Below are 15097 nucleotides of genomic sequence, written 5' to 3'. Positions count from 1 at the left end.
AACCCCGTCCAGGCCGGCGCAGCGTCCATAGCTCAAACCCATCATGCCACGGCAGCCAGGGGTCAAGGGGGCCACGCCCCCTTGCCGCCGGAGGCCTCTTCCATGAGGAACCGTGGGACACAACGGGCGTCCCCTTTGTGGGACCGGCGTTGAGGACTCACCACTCGTCCTGGAATCCCTGCGGGTTGATATAGGGACATCCGACACGTTGTCCGCGCTTGGACACGCACTCCTTCAGACATCTTCCGACGGCCAGGCCTCCGGCGGGCAAGAGGGCGTTGCCCCCTTGCATCCCCCACCAGGGGTACCCCCTGGACCCGGTATTGAGCTCTCAACACTACGGCGAGGACGCGGCCGCGACGACCGGCCCATTCTCCTCACCCACATCCAACAGGATCGCCACCTGCAAATCCCCCATCACATTCACCGCCGACCGCAACCGCCCCAACAACACATCGACCCCATAAAAGAGCGGCAGCACCAACTGAATCGTCTCGTCAGAGAACTGCGCCGCCTTGAGAACGAGCGCCAGAATGATCAGCCCCGAGTTCGGGATCCCCGCAATCCCCATGCTCCCCACCAGCGCCGCCAGCAGAATCCCGATCTGCTGCCATACGCCAAAGTCCGCACCAATCGCCTGAGCGACGAACAGCGCCGTAATCGCCTCGTACAGCGTGACCCCGTCGTTGTTGAAGTTCGTCCCCACACACGCCGAAAGCCGGGCTGACGCGTCACTGACCTTCATCCGCCGCAGCGCATCGAGCGTCAGCGGCGCGGTCGCGAGGCTGCTGTTGATCGACAGCCCGGTCAGGATCGCCGGCAACCCCTCGCCCAAGTACACGCGGGGAGACTTCCCGCCCACGATCCAGGCCGAGAGCGTGTAGTACACGAGAGAGTGAATCAGCAGGGCCGCCACAACCGTAATGATGAAAACGCCCAGCGCCCGGATCGCCTCCAGCCCCATCATCCCGATCGTGTTCGCCACCGCCAGGCAGATCGCATACGGAGCCAGATCGATCAGCCATCGCAGAATCCACAACGTGATCTGATAACCGGCAACGACGAACGCCTCGAACGTCCTCATCGCCGCGCCAAGATCGACCGCCGGCTCCCCGGCCTCACCGCTATCCGCATCGGACGCTCCACCGGCCGCCGTCGTGCTGCGGCCGCGTTTCAGCGACCGCATCGCCGTCCCGATCAGGATCGCCATGACGGCGATCGTCAGGACCTTGTTCTCGGCGAAAGGCTGAAGAATGCTCTGCGGGACGTAGCCTTTCAGAATCACGAGCGGCGAGAGGGACGAACCGGTGGCATGGCTCGCCATCTCCCGCCCCTGCTTCAGCGAACCGGCCCCGTCCGCCTTGGCGGCCTGCTGAGCATGCTTCTCAAACGTCTCGCGCCACTTCGTCCCCGGTTGAAAGACGTTGAGGATCGTCAGCCCGATCGCGAACGCCGCCGCGATGTTCACCGCGCAGATGGCGAACATCTTGATCCCCTGCCGCCGGGTGAACTGCGTGTGGACGAACGCCTCAATGATCGCAAAGAAAATCAGGGGAGTCGCCAGCGTCGTGAGCGTCACGATGTAGAAACCGGCCAGCGTCCCGTTGTCGGCGTTCGTCCATCTGCCGAGGATCGGCTGGTCGCGGAACAGGAACCCGATCGCGGCGCCGATCACGACGCCGATCAGGATCCGGACATAGAGGGGCCACTTGCGGGAGGCTGAGCTCTCGGCTGTCGGCGATGCGGCGGAGGAGATGACAGAGCTCCCGATCGATCAGTGCGGCAAGGAAGCGACGCGATGGCGCGCGGCGGCAGACGGCCTTTTCCTACACGCCACAGCCTACCGCCCGCAGCCCTAAAAAAAAGAAGACCACCGTCGCCGGTGGTCTTCCTGAATTCGCAGTCACATCCGGCTTACTTGGCCGGCGGCGGGAGCTCACCCTTTTCGAGGAGCGCGCCGTAGGTCTTGCCCGGTTCGTATTCCTTCTTGGCGGCGGCGTTCAGGGCTTCGACGATCTTCGCGTCGTCCTTCACGTTCTTGCCGCCGAGAGCTTCAGCGAACTCCTTGGCGTAGTCGCTGACGACCTTCTTGTTCTTGCCCCCTTCACCGTGGCAGACGCCGCAGTTGACCTTCTCGTCGCCGACCTTCTTGCCGTAGGTCTCCTTGAAGGCCTTGTTGTACTGCGGACGGGCCTGGGCCGGCGTGCCATTCGAAACGATGGCGATCGCGGCGGCGGCGCACAACAACACACCCACTTTACGCATTGCCAAACTCCACAAGTCAAGTAGTCAATCGACGGTGTTATCCCCCGCGCCGTCACCCAACAGGCGGGATCGATAAGATGGCGGCACAGTCCCTGTACGACACCGTCTTGGGATTCCGGCCAATCTTATGGCCGCCCCTTCACTGCATGTCAACTGAACACACCAGTGCCGGCTGATGGATTGCAGGGGTTCGGGGCGACGACGGGATCGGCGCAGACTCTCGGGGTCGGACTGAACCTGCGTGACATTTCGGCCAGCCCCTACGATCTGCGCCATCGTTTCGGCGCAATGGAGAATTTTCTGTCGAACATTCGCCCCGGCGATGCGGTCATGGGCACGGTCCGGTAGCGGGAAGCGACCGCGCGGAGAAGATTTCACCAGTCCCGGTGACGAATCAGCCCGCGCTTGATTGTGGTAGGGACATTCGTATTCTAGACGTCTGCACCTCTGCACCCTCTTCCGCGCTGCGGTCTCTCCAGTTTCATTCTGACGGATTCCGAGATGTCGTTTTCTGTTGAACGTTTGCGCCGCATCGCGCTCGCTGCGGCGCTTCTGGTGCTCGGTCTCGCCGCGCTGACGACGGCTCCCAAGGTGTACGCTCAAGAAGCGGCGCCGGCCGCCGCCCCCGCCGCGGCTCCGGCGGCCCCTGCTCCTGCCGCCGGGGGACACGAGGCCCCGCCGTCCGACGAATCGTTCATCTGGTGGGTCATCAAGACCTCCGGCTCGATCGGCCTGTTCCTCCTGATCCTCTCGATCTACTTCGTGTCGACCGTCAGCAAGCTGTTCGTCGACATGCGGCCCGAGAAGGTGATGCCCCCCGAGATCGTCGAGGAGTCGAAGGCGCTCGTCGAGAAGCGGGACTTCAAGGGGGTCTACAACCTCGTGAAGGCCGACAACTCGGCCTACAGCAAGATCGTGACCGCCGGCCTGCATGAAATGGGCGCGGGCGTCAGCGAAGCCCGCGGAGCGATGGAGCGGACCGCGGAAGTGATCACCGCCGAAAACGAAAAGCGGATCAGTATGCTGGCGGTCCTGGGAAGCCTGGGCCCCATGATCGGGCTGCTCGGAACGCTCCAGGGGATGATCGGGGCCTTCTCCGTCATCGCCCGGTCCGACACGCAGATCAAGGCGAGCGAAGTCGCCGGCGAAATCTCGAAGGCCCTCCTGCTGACCTTCGAAGGGGTTATGCTCTCGATCCCCGCGATTTACTTCTTCGCCGTGTTCCGCAACCGGATCACCGTCCTGGGAGCCAATGCCCTGCTCGCCGCCGACGAACTGATCGGCAAGCTGGCGAATGCGGTCCGGCAGCGTCCCGCTGGCGGCGGGGCTCCCGCTGCGGCTCCGGCCTCTCCTGCCCAGTAATCCTCTCCTGCTCAGCCATCCTTACGTATAGGCGACTCCCATGAGCGGCGGCGGTGGAGACGGGGCAGAGCCCGACCTGACTCCCATGCTCGACATGGTGTTCCAGCTCATCACGTTCTTCATGCTCGTCACGAACATGAAGGCGGCTGCGCTGGACCTGAACCTCAAGCTCCCCGTGGTGGGATCGGCCCGGCCGGTCGACACCAAGGGGGTCGAGGAACTGCTGATCCTGAACGTCACGAGCGACGGGAAGATCAACCAGTACGGCATCGTGAAGGATCCTGGCCCCTACATCGCCAGCGAAGCCCAGGTGAGCCGCATGACCGCCAACAAGGCGGGGGGCAAGCTGGAGGCGGGGGATGAGTTGCCGACCCGCGTCGTGATCCGTTGCGACCGCGCGACGACGTTCGCCTCGCTGTTTGAAGTCATCAAGCTCTGCCAGGACCAGGGCTTCGTGCAGTTCGCCCTCCGGGCGATGGACCGGGAGGCGGACAAGTGAGCCGCAGAAAACACAAGAAGAAGCAGGAGAAGGTCGAGCTCAACCTGGCCGCCATGCTCGACATGGCGTTCCAGCTGCTGACATTCTTCATCTTCAGCTTCAAGCCCGATCCCCGCGAAGGGCAGCTCAACCTGCGTCTTCCGAAGCCCGAACCGGTGGCGATGGCCAAGGACGGGCAGCAGGCGGGTTCGGACACGAACAACTCGAACCCGGTCGCCGGGATCGAGACGCTGGTGATTTCGATCCCCTCCAACGGAGGAAATATCGACGGAATTCTCATCGGAAGCGTGGCGGACGGGAATAATGTGGGTGGACCCAACGGCCTCGACGGCTGGTTCAAGGGACAGATGGACGGCGGCGATTTCCCCTTCAAGCAGGTGATCCTGCAGGTGGGATCGAAGCTGCGGTATTCCGAACTGATGCGGGTGGTCGACACCTGCATCCGCCAGACGCTCCCGGACGGTTCCAAGCTGACGAAGCTCAGCTTCGTCGAACTTCCCGAAGGTGGCTGACATGCGCCGACTCGATCCGCGACCGACCGGGCTGTTTCGCGGTTACGAGCTGACCCGCCTCATCGCCGCGACGCTGTTGCTGGGGATCATCGGGCTCTACTACTTTCAGGCGGTCAATCCCAAGACCTGGACCGGGATCGCCCGGGACGACACGGCCCCGAGCGACGACAGCGTCCGGGCGGCCGTTTCCCCCGAAGAGGCGGCGCGGTGGACGGAGATCATCGTCCCGATTCCCGGGAGCGAGGGGGAAGACGGCGGGGCCCGCGATCCGGAGCAGATCGACGCCTTCAAAGAAGAAGCGCAGGTCATACAGGACCGCGAGGTCCTGACGGCCGAAGAGATGGCGAGCTACTGGCGGCTGTTCCGGTGGGCCCGGGCGGAGCCGTCCGTGGAGCTCGAAAACCGGGCGCGGCGGGATCTTTTCTTTACGCACTTTGCCCAGGCTCCGGCGACGTATCGCGGGGAGTTGGTCCGGCTGAAGCTCAACGTGGCCCGCGTCCTTCCCAATTCCGATTTGAAGCAGAATTCGGCGGATGTGAAGCAGGTTTACGAGGCCTGGGGGACGACGAGCGACTCGCAGTCGTATCCGTATGTCGTCGTGTTTCCGGACCTGCCGCCGCAGCTGCCGATCGGCGTGAACCTGGTCGAGCAGGCGGTGTTCACCGGCTTTTTCCACAAGCTGATGCTGTACAAGACGCCGGACGGGCAGACGCACTTTGCTCCGCTGTTCCTGGGCCGTATCCGCTGGACGGAGAACCCAGTCAGCGCCCACTACAAGCGGCAGGCGAGTGCGTCCGGTTGGATCATTGGCGGGGTGATTGCGGTGATCCTGATCATCTTTGGGACGCAGTGGTGGTACAGCCGGCCGATGGCGGTGACGATTCCGGAGCGTCCGGTGGATCAGAAGGCGCTGGACCGGTTCTTGGAGACGGGTGAGATCCCCGAGTCGCCGCCGTCCGGGCCGCCGGAGTGGTTGTTGTCGGACGAGCCGCCGCCTGAGGACGTGAAATAGAGCGGACCCGTTCTTGCCGGCGCGGCGTCCATAGCTCAAACCCAACGTGCGACGGCAGCCTGGGGTCAAGGGGGCAACCCCTTGCCGCCGGAGGCATTCCGGTGAGGAACCGTAGTACACAACGGATGTCCCCTTTGTGGTACCGGCGTTGAGGACTCCCTCAAACAGTAGCGCTCGTTCTGGATCCCCGCGAGTTGGTGAGGAGGCATACGGCACGTTGTCCGCGTTTGGACACGCCCTCCTTCAGAGATCTCTCGACGGTCAGCCTCCGGCGGGCAAGGGGGCGTTGCCCCCCTTGCATCCCCCCACCAGGGTCCCCCTGGACCCGGTTCAATAGACACTGGTTGACTTGCGCAATCCGACCGTCTAACCTCTGCCCCTTTCCCCGCACACAAATTTCCTGTCGAGATAGCGTAAGACACCATGGGGCGGATTGAGCGATCCCGCGAGTTGGCACGCCGGCGGACACGCCGCGTTAAGTTGAAGAAACTCCGCGACCGACTGGCCAACGCCAAGACCGACGCCGAAAAGCAGGCCATCGTCGCCAAGGCCCAGCGGATCAGCCCGCTGATCAAGGACCTGGCCTAGACCCACTGAAGTGATTGAAAACCCGGTCGGACTACGTCCGCCCGGGTTTTTCTGCTGCGCTGCCGGGAAGAAGTGAACTTCTGTCCCCCAATTTCGAGCCCGCCCATCCGGCGCGAGAGCTCTTCCCGCCGGGTCAGACGATTTCTGCAGCGGACCTCCGCCCCCGGTCTTTGGATCATCCATGTCGGCGTCGCCTACGCACGCTTCAGGAGAACACGGGCACCACTTCAAGAGCTTCTGGCTCTGGGTCATGTGCCTGACCGGGGTCGACTACTTCTCCACACTGGGCTACCAGCCGTCCATCGCCTTCGATAACGCGGGCCGGCTCTCCCCGATCGCCACGCTGTTCCTGGTCCTCGTCACGCTCTTCGGAGCGGTTCCGATCTACCGGCACGTCGCCTCCTCCTCGCCCCACGGCCAGGGGTCGATCGCCATGCTGGAACGGCTCGTCAGCGGCTGGGGCGGAAAAATCCTCGTCCTGATCCTGCTGGGATTCGCGGCGACCGACTTCGTCATCACGAAAACACTCTCGGCCGCCGACGCCGCGGTCCACCTCCTCGAGAACCCGTTCTGGGAGCACCACGCTCCCCGCCTGCTGCAGAACCAGGTCACCCTGACGATGATGCTCCTCACCCTGCTGGGGGGCTGGTTCATGCGGGGCTTCGCCGAGGTCGTCTGGCTGGCGGTCGCGATCGTCGCGGTCTACCTCAGCATCAACTTCCTGCTGCTCGTCGAGTGCCTGCGGTATCTGCTGACCCATCCGAGCCTGCTGTCCGAGTGGTTCCAGCACGTCGTCAACGGGGAATGGGCCATCGGAAGCCATTTGCCGGTGTCGGGGACCGGCTGGGGCTCGATCCTGATCCTGTGCTTCCTTCTGTTCCCCAAACTGGCCCTGGGGCTGAGCGGATTCGAGACCGGCGTGGCGGTCATGCCGCTGATCGCTGAAGAAGGAGAGACGCCCCAGGAGCGGCTGGAAAGCCGGATCGACGGCGCGCGGAAGCTCCTGCTGGTGGCGGCCCTCATCATGTCGTCGTACCTGCTCTGTTCGTCGCTCGTCACCGCAACGCTGATTCCAGCGGATGCGCTGCGGAAGGCCCCCGCCATCGCCGAAGAGGAGAGCGCGGCGACCCTCGAGCCCGGCCGCCCTCCGGAGAAAGGCCCGGCGGCCGATCGCGCGCTGGCCTATCTGGCACACGGCGAGAGCCCGCTGCCGGTCAGCCCGCTGTTCGGGAACGTCTTCGGCACGCTCTACGACATCAGCACCGTCGTCATCCTGTGGTTCGCCGGGGCGAGCGCGATGGCGGGACTGCTCAACCTCGTGCCGCAGTACCTGCCGCGGTACGGGATGGCCCCTGACTGGGCGCGGGCCACCCGGCCGCTCGTCCTGCTGTTCACGGGGATCAATCTCTTCGTGACCTGGATCTTCAGCGCCAGCGTCGACGCCCAGGGGGCGGCGTATGCGACGGGGGTCATCGTGCTGATGTCGAGCGCCGCGACAGCGACGATCATCGAGACGTACCGCTCCCGCACGGGCCACTGGATCTGGCGCGTGCCGTGGGGGTATTCGCTGATCGGCCTGCTGTTCTTCTACACGATGGTGGCGATCATCATCGAGAAGCCGCAGGGGATGCAGATCGCCAGCTTCTTCATTGTGGCGATCATCGTGACCTCGATCATTTCCCGGACGTGGCGGTCGACGGAGCTGCGGTTTACCGGCTTCGACTTCAAGGACGATAACGACAAGTTCCTGTGGGACAGTCTCCGGCATCTGGAGATTGCGATCCTGGTGCCGCACCGTCCCGGCGGGCGGGACCTGATCGAGAAGGAGCAGAGCATCCGGGCGGAGCACCATCTGCAGCCGCATGAGCCGATCGTGTTTGTGGAGGTCTCGCGGGGGGATGTGAGCGAGTTCTACCAGCACCCGACGATCGACGTGACGCAGCAGGAGGGGCGGATCGTGCTGCGGATTACGAACTGTTCGTCGATCCCGCATGTGCTGGCGGCGGTGGCGCTGGAGATGTCGAAGAGTGGTCGGCCGCCGGAGATTCACTTTGGCTGGTCGAACGAGAGTCCGATGCGGGCGAACGTGGGATTCCTGTTGTTCGGTGAAGGGAACGTCCCGTGGCTGGTGCGTGAGCTGCTGATGAAAGCGGAGAAGAACCCGGCTCTGCAACCGCGCGTGATTATCGGTTGAGTACGTCTCATCCGGGTCCAGGGGCACCCTGGTGGGGAGTGCAGAGGGGCAACGCCCCTTTGCCCGCCGGAGGCTGACCGTCGAGAGATATCTGAAGGAGGGCGTCTCCAAATGCGGACACGGTGCCGTATGCCCCCTCACCAACCCGCGGGGATTTCAAAGCGAGCGGTGAGTCCTCAACGCCGGTCCCACAAAGTGGGCGTCCGTTACTTACCACGGTTCCTCATGGAAGTGCCGCCGGCGGCAAGGACGCGGTTCAAGCCTGCCTGGCCGCGGCTTTTCCCCACACGCCCCGCAAGTTACGCTTACCCCCTTATCGTCCTCCAATACCGAGAGAAGTTTTCATCATGGTGATGCGTCTGTCCTGGGCGGCCTGTCTGTCGCTCGCCCTCTGTCAGGGGTGCGCCGAGCCTCCCGCACCACCCGCCAGCGCACCGCCGGCCCCTCCCGCTGCCGCCGCCACGGACTCCGGACCGCGCGAAGTGAAACTCCCCGAAGGCGCGGGCAAGGCGGACGAGAACGCCCCCAAGACCCTCACGGCACAGCCGTCCGGCCTCAAGTACCGCATTCTCCGCGAGGGGAAAGGTGCCAAGCCGACCGCGTCCGATACGGTCGAAGTCAACTACCACGGCTGGCTCGATAACGGCAACGTCTTCGACAGCTCCTACGCCCGGAAAGAATCGATTTCGTTCCCGCTGGGAGGTGTCATTCCGGGCTGGACCGAAGGGATGCAGCTCGTCGGCGAAGGCGGAATGATCGAGCTCGAGATTCCGCCCGAACTCGGCTACGGGGCGCAAGGCGCCGGCCGCGACGTTCCCCCGAACGCCACACTGCACTTCATCGTCGAACTGATCGACGTCAAGTAATCGCCACCACCGGAGCCGACGGGAAGTCGGCTCCGTTTTTCACTGTCCGCATCGATGACCACGTCCGCCGGACGCCCGGTGCGTCGATCGAGTTTCACACCGCTCCAATGGATCAGGTGCTTTATGCTGTTGAAGGGATTGACTCGCGTAGCCTTGGTCGGACTGGCCCTCGTGATCGCAGGAGTTTCCATGGCCGATGACAAAGAAGTGAAGTTCCCCGAACTCCCCGCCGGCGCCGGCAAGATGGACGCCGCCGCCCCCAAGGCGCTCACCACCACCCCGTCCGGACTCAAGTACCGGGTCCTCCGCGAAGGAAAGGGAGCCAAGCCGAAGGCGACCCAGACCGTCGAGGTCAACTACCACGGCTGGCTCGACAACGGCAAGGTCTTCGACAGCTCCTACAAGCGGGGTGAGTCGATCTCCTTCGGCCTCAATCAGGTCATCAAGGGGTGGACGGAAGGGATGCAGCTCGTCGGTGAAGGGGGAATGATCGAACTCGAGATTCCCGCCAGCCTGGGCTACGGCGCCCGCGGCGCCGGACGCGACGTTCCGCCGAACGCCACGCTCCACTTCCTCGTCGAGCTGATCGACGTGAAGTAGTCCCGCCGGTCGCCGGCTCTGCCGTCGAGAATCGATAACCCCGCCCGCAGCCGGAAACGGCCGCCGGCGGGGTTTCTTCGTTTTGTAAAGGACCACATTACCCGGCGGCGTGAGGCTCTACTTCGGAGCCGCGGCCCGAGGGCCGGCGTCCTCAAGGACCGGAACATCGATGCCCAGCATCCGCGCGGGGGAATCGGCGCGGACACCGCGCTCCGGATGATCGGGGTCGAGCCACCGCGGATCACCGATCGCCGAGTGCTGGTCGTGACCGGACCCCTGCCACTCCTCCCAGCTCTTCCCGGTCCACGTCCTCGGACCCTCGGCCGGCGTGAAGTAGAGGTTGTGGTTGCAGGGATAGGTCCCCTTCTTCCAGTTCCCGGTCAGGAACGCCGGCGACGGGCTGACGACGACGTTCTTCTCCAGCGTGAACGACTGGTGGTCCTCGTCCCGCGAACGCCGGATCCCCCCTTCGCCGCAGTTCACAAAGACGTTGCCGCGGATCGTGTTCTCCTTCCCGTAGTGCTGGTGGAACCCGGCCGTCTGGCAGCGGTAGACGACATTCCCTTCGAGCAACATGCCGGACGAGCCCTCGTCGGTGTAGAGGCCCCAGCCGCCGTAGTCGAAGCAGGCGAGGTCGTGGATCAGGTTCCCCCGCACGACCGTCCCCGGCTGCGGGCCGAGGAGATAGACCGCCCCCAGGTCGCTGAGGAGCTTGCCCCCGAGATCATGGATGTGGTTCTTCTCGACGAGGTTCTCGCGGCAGGGGGAGTCGCGATAGCCCCAGGTCCAGCCGACCGAGACGCCGGTGTAGGGGGCGTGGTGAATCTCGTTGTGGCGGATCGTGTTCCGGGCCGCCTGGAACACGATGGCTCCGCACGCCCCGAAGTCGATCTGCCCGTAGTCGTGAATCCGGCAGTCCTCGACAACGTGGCCCGAGACCTGGGCTTCGGGGACCTCCTCGATCTTCGTCTCCCCGATCCGCACACCCCCCGCGCCGAGCTGCGACAGTTCGCACCGACGGACGATGCAGTCGCGAGAACCGCGGGCGATGTCGACCGCATAGCCCGCGACGCTGCGGACCGTGCACTGTTCGACGAGGCCGTTCCGGACGGACCGCAGCACGATCGCGCCTCGCCGGGGAGCCGCGGCCTGCATGTCGATGTCTCCCTGCGGCGGCGTCTCGACGTCACACTCCGAGAACTGCAGCCGCTGGAGCCGGACGTCCGCCGCTCCGTCGATGAGGACGAGCGTCCTGAGCCGCGGGACCGTGATGTTCGCCGTCAGTGGATCGATGCCGGCGGGCGGGATGAGGCGGATCGTCCGGGCCGACGGATCGCAGCACCACTCCCCCGGCTGGTCGAGCGCCTCGGGAGCGTTCTCGATCCAGAAGCGGTTCGTCTTCTCCTGGCGATGCGCAATGGCCGCCCCCGGCAGCGTGACCCGCTGGGCCGCAACGTCGACCTCGGTCACGGCGAGCTGGAAGCCGGCCCACTTCTGGAGGCCGCGGATGACGACTCCCTGGCGGACCCATTCGGCCCGGGCCATCCCGTCGGGAAGGCCGAGCGTCAGCGGCGGCTTCGTCGCCAGGGTCTCCTTCGTCTCCAGCCAACCGGTGTTCGGCGTCCGGGCCCGGACGAGCCGGCTTCCGGCCAGGAACAACTGCCGGGGAGGGGCCGTCGGGAATCCGTCCGGCAGGCGGCACTCCCAGACGTTGCGGGCTTCATCGATCCGCTTCCAGCCGGTCAGCCGTGACGAGCCGACGATCTCGACCTGGGCTCCCGGCTCCGCGGCCAGGGTCAGGCCGCTCGCCTCCGGTCCCAGATGGAGCGGTTCCGTCAGCTCATAGCGTCCGGCCGGAATGAGGACGGTCCGTGCCTCTCCCTTCTTCCCGGAGTGGTTGATCCGTTCCTGAAGCGAAGGCTCGGCCCCGTGGACGGAAAGTCCCCAGGGGCCGGCGATCGACAGCAGGAGGGCGATACGGGTCAGTGTCGTCATGGAGCGTCTCCTCACGGTCATCGGATCCTTCGTCCGTTCCGCCGCCCGCCGGATGTTCGAAACGTCCGGGATGCGCAATACTGGTTGGACTCAGTGATCGTTCGTTCCCGACCACTGTCGTTTTCCGAGCCCTCCCCGCCAAGCAGAACACCTGTTTCGCGGCGGGGCCTCTTGTCTCCCACTTCCCCGCCGTGCCCTCCTTGCCTTCGCCCGACACCCCTTCCGCCTCCGATCCGGGATCACAGCGCGGCCGCCTTGGATGGCTGCTGCTCCTCCTCGGCCTTCCGCTTCTGCTGGTTCTCCTGTGGAACCGCATTCCCCCGCGGGGAACGCTCCCGGAGCCGGTCTCGAACGGAACCTCCTACCCCGCCTCGCCGATCCCGTGGACCCCGCGGGAGATGGAGAGCCCGGCGGCCGTCCCGTCGTGGACGACGCACGTCCAACTGGCCGATCGCAACGGCGACGGCCGCCGCGACGCCATCGTGTGCGACGCCCGCTTCAATCAGGTCGTGAGCTACGACCAGACGGCCGACGGCGGCTGGACCCGCTCCGTCCTGGCGACCGAGATTCCGGCCCCCGCCCATGCCACGCTCGTCGACCTCGACCGGGACGGCCGTCTCGACCTCGTAGTCTCGTCCCTCGGGAACATCTGGCCCGACGACCTGCGGGTCGGCAAGCTGATCTGGCTCCGGAACACGGGGGAGGCCTATGAGCCCGTCGAGCTGCTGACCGACGTTCGACGGGTCGCGGACGCCCAGCCGGGGGATTTCGACGGCGACGGGGACATCGACCTGGCGGTGGCGGTCTTCGGCTACGCCCGCGGGGAGATCCTGTGGCTGGAGAACGACGGCCAGCAGGCGTTCACGTCGCATCAGCTCTTTCCGGCGGCGGGGGCGATCCATGTCCCGGTGGCGGACTTCGACGGCGACGGCGATCTCGATATCGCGGCCGTCGTCTCGCAGGACCGGGAGCAGGTGTGGGGCTTCGACAACGATGGCAAAGGAACGTTCACGCCGCGGCTTCTGTTCGAGTCGCTGAACTACGACCTCGGGAGCGCCGGCCTCGTGAAGACGGACCTCGATGGCGACGGCGACGTGGATCTCCTGCTCCCGGCCGGAGACAACCTGGAAGACTCCCACAGTTACCCCCAGCCCTATCACGGCTGCTTCTGGCTGGAGAACAACGCCGTCGGCGCCAAGCCGACGCCGTGGACCTTCACGAGCCATCGGATCTCGAACCTGGGGGGGACCTACGCGGCATCGGCCGGGGACCTCGATGGAGACGGTGACAAGGATGTGGTCCTCGTCAGCATGTTCAACGACTGGGACCGCCCCGGCCACGCGAGCCTCGTGTGGCTGGAGAACGACGGAAAGCAGACCTTCCGGCCGTGGCAGGTCGAGACCGACCAGACGCATCTCGTCACGGTCGACTGTGCGGACCTCGATGGGGACGGCCGCGCGGAGGTCGTGACCGGACCGCTGCACCTCCACCCGCCGTTCCGGAACAGCCCTCCGGCGACGCTCTGGACCACCGCTTCCGGAAAGGCCGCGCCATGAGTTCCCGCGCCCGCCCCCTGCTGATTGGACTCCTGGTCGTGGAACTGGCCGTCGGGGGCTACCTCGTCGTGACCCGTCTCGGCCGGCCCCCCGTTCCGCAGGTCGATGTCCGCCGGCTCCCGCCCGCGACCGCCGCCGCGATCCGGCACCTTGAGTCGCAAGCCGACTCCGACCGGCCAGCCGCCTGGCGGGAACTCGGAGAGGCGTATCTGGCTTACGGCTACCTGCCCGAAGGAGAGGTGGTCCTGGCCCGGGCGGTCGCGCTCGACGAGACGAACGAGGCGGTGCGGTGGATGCACGCCCGATGCCTCGAACGGCTTGGCCGGCTCGACGAGGCGATCGCGGAGTTCGAACGGGTCGCGAGTGGATCGGACGCGGGACGGGATCCGGACTGCTGGCAGCGGATCGGAAAGTGCCGGCTCCGCGCGGAGCAGCCCGAGAAGGCGATCGCCGCGTTCGAGAAGGCCCTCCCCTCTTCGCTGGCGGAGTTCGAGCTCGCGCGGGTCCTGCTGCGGACCGGGCGAGTCGACGAGGGGATGAAGCACATCGAACAGCTTCGGCGCACTCAACCGCTCGACATCTTTCTCGAGACGGTCGCGGTCGAAGGGGCCCGCCTCCAGGGGGACCTGTTCCGCATGGCGGTCGCGGAGGAGCGGGCGGAGCGGGGGACCGGTGAGATGGAGCAGCAGCGGGAGTGGAAGGACCTTGAGCTGATCCGCTCCCGGTATGGACTGATGGCCGAGCTCGCCGAGTGCTCCGCGGAGCTCGAGGCCCGACGGGCAGCGCAGGCAGTGAACCGCTTTGAGACCGTCCTCCAGACGAATCCGCCCGAAGTCACGGAGGTGCTTCTGACGAACGGCCTGCAGATGACCTATCTGGCCCAGGATCTGTCGACCGCCTCACGCTGGGTGGCGTCGTTCGAGCCCCGGCTGGCGATTTCGCCGCTGGCCCGCCACATCCTGGGGGAGATGGAGTGGAATGGCGGCTCGCGGCAGCGGGCGCGGGAATGGCTGGCCGCCTCGCAGAAGATGCAGCCGAAGTCCGAGGTCGCTTCGCGGCTGGCAGAGTTGTCGGAGGACAAGGGGAGTGCGGAGCGGCGGGCGGAGTACCGCAGCGAGGTCTTCTGGCTGGAGGGGGTGGATGCCTATCGGATCGGCAGCTTTGAGGCGGCGGAGGGTCATCTGCAGGAGGCGGCGCGACGTCGGCCGCAGGATCCGCTCCCGGAGTTTTACCGGGGAGAGATTGCCTTGTCGCAAAGGGAGTGGTCGACGGCCGAGAAGGCGTATGGGAGGGCGATCGCGCGGGATCCGCATTGTGGCCGGGCTCATGACCGACTGCGCGCGCTGGCGTCTCGGAGCGGCTCCTCTGAGTAACTTCACCGGGTCCAGGGGCACCCTGGTGGGGGATGCAAGGGGGCCTGTGTTGTTTTTCTGGCCCTTTGCCCGCCGGAGGCCCTCTCGTCGAGAGATGTCTGAAGGAGCCCGTGTCCAAGCGCGGACGCCGTGTCGTATGCCCCCTCACCAACCCGCTGGGAGTGTGGAGCGAGGGTGGATTCCTCAACGCCACTCCCACAAAGCGGACGTCCGTTGTGTACCACGGTTCCTCATGGAAGTGCCTCCGGCGGCAAGGGGGTGAGACCCCCTTGACC

Annotated in this window: 13 protein-coding genes; 10 read left to right on the top strand and 3 right to left on the bottom strand. The window is 65.6% G+C overall.

Annotation, left to right across the window (positions count from 1 at the left end; translation table 11 throughout):
• Positions 1-337: 337 nt before the first annotated feature.
• Together VT03_RS18240 and VT03_RS18235 are read right to left on the bottom strand one after the other, a co-directional pair.
• Positions 338-1690 carry a dicarboxylate/amino acid:cation symporter gene (locus VT03_RS18240; RefSeq protein WP_255378625.1) on the bottom strand — a complete coding sequence of 451 codons (1353 nt, stop codon included), beginning with the start codon at positions 1688-1690 and terminating at the stop codon, positions 338-340.
• Positions 1691-1914: 224 nt separating this feature from the next.
• A complete protein-coding gene (locus VT03_RS18235) occupies positions 1915-2265 on the bottom strand; it encodes a hypothetical protein (RefSeq protein WP_156514588.1) in 351 nt (116 codons plus the stop codon).
• A gap of 501 nt (positions 2266-2766) precedes the next feature.
• On the opposite strand from VT03_RS18235, the gene VT03_RS18230 reads away from it, so the two are divergent.
• From VT03_RS18230 to VT03_RS18200, 8 genes are all read left to right on the top strand, one after another.
• Entirely contained in the window at positions 2767-3627 is an 861-nt protein-coding gene (locus VT03_RS18230; protein WP_075094302.1) for a MotA/TolQ/ExbB proton channel family protein, read from the top strand.
• Positions 3628-3667: 40 nt separating this feature from the next.
• Entirely contained in the window at positions 3668-4126 is a 459-nt protein-coding gene (locus VT03_RS18225) for an ExbD/TolR family protein (protein WP_075094301.1), read from the top strand.
• Complete coding sequence (locus VT03_RS18220; RefSeq protein ID WP_075094300.1) at positions 4123-4638, top strand: ExbD/TolR family protein; 516 nt, start codon at positions 4123-4125, stop codon at positions 4636-4638. The genes VT03_RS18225 and VT03_RS18220 overlap by 4 nt, the downstream gene beginning before the upstream one ends.
• Before the next feature lies 1 nt (position 4639).
• Positions 4640-5650 carry a hypothetical protein gene (locus VT03_RS18215; protein WP_075094299.1) on the top strand — a complete coding sequence of 337 codons (1011 nt, stop codon included), beginning with the start codon at positions 4640-4642 and terminating at the stop codon, positions 5648-5650.
• A 423-nt stretch (positions 5651-6073) separates the two neighbouring features.
• Entirely contained in the window at positions 6074-6238 is a 165-nt protein-coding gene (locus tag VT03_RS35115; RefSeq protein ID WP_315850205.1) for a DUF6800 family protein, read from the top strand.
• Between the two features lie 181 nt (positions 6239-6419).
• Positions 6420-8432 (top strand): amino acid transporter, encoded by a 2013-nt coding sequence (locus VT03_RS18210; RefSeq protein ID WP_075094298.1) that lies wholly within the window; start codon positions 6420-6422, stop codon positions 8430-8432.
• A 347-nt stretch (positions 8433-8779) separates the two neighbouring features.
• Positions 8780-9298: an FKBP-type peptidyl-prolyl cis-trans isomerase gene (locus tag VT03_RS18205; protein ID WP_082846331.1), complete on the top strand. Its 519-nt coding sequence runs from the start codon at positions 8780-8782 to the stop codon at positions 9296-9298.
• Positions 9299-9487: 189 nt separating this feature from the next.
• A complete protein-coding gene (locus VT03_RS18200; RefSeq protein ID WP_231870469.1) occupies positions 9488-9898 on the top strand; it encodes an FKBP-type peptidyl-prolyl cis-trans isomerase in 411 nt (136 codons plus the stop codon).
• A gap of 117 nt (positions 9899-10015) precedes the next feature.
• Here the strand turns inward: VT03_RS18200 and VT03_RS18195 are convergent, their stop codons facing one another.
• Positions 10016-11893 carry a right-handed parallel beta-helix repeat-containing protein gene (locus VT03_RS18195; RefSeq protein ID WP_197488992.1) on the bottom strand — a complete coding sequence of 626 codons (1878 nt, stop codon included), beginning with the start codon at positions 11891-11893 and terminating at the stop codon, positions 10016-10018.
• A 200-nt stretch (positions 11894-12093) separates the two neighbouring features.
• Between VT03_RS18195 and VT03_RS18190 the strand changes: the two genes are divergently transcribed.
• Entirely contained in the window at positions 12094-13449 is a 1356-nt protein-coding gene (locus tag VT03_RS18190; protein ID WP_075094294.1) for an FG-GAP repeat domain-containing protein, read from the top strand.
• The gene (locus tag VT03_RS18185; protein WP_075094293.1) at positions 13446-14822 is read left to right on the top strand and encodes a tetratricopeptide repeat protein; all 1377 of its coding nucleotides are present in this window, start codon (positions 13446-13448) and stop codon (positions 14820-14822) included. The genes VT03_RS18190 and VT03_RS18185 overlap by 4 nt, the downstream gene beginning before the upstream one ends.
• The last annotated feature ends 275 nt before the right edge of the window (positions 14823-15097 follow it).

Source organism: Planctomyces sp. SH-PL14, from assembly GCF_001610835.1.
GTDB lineage: Bacteria > Planctomycetota > Planctomycetia > Planctomycetales > Planctomycetaceae > Planctomyces_A.
Note: the sequence above shows the minus strand (reverse complement) of the source record. Positions and strands in the feature narration are given on the sequence as shown.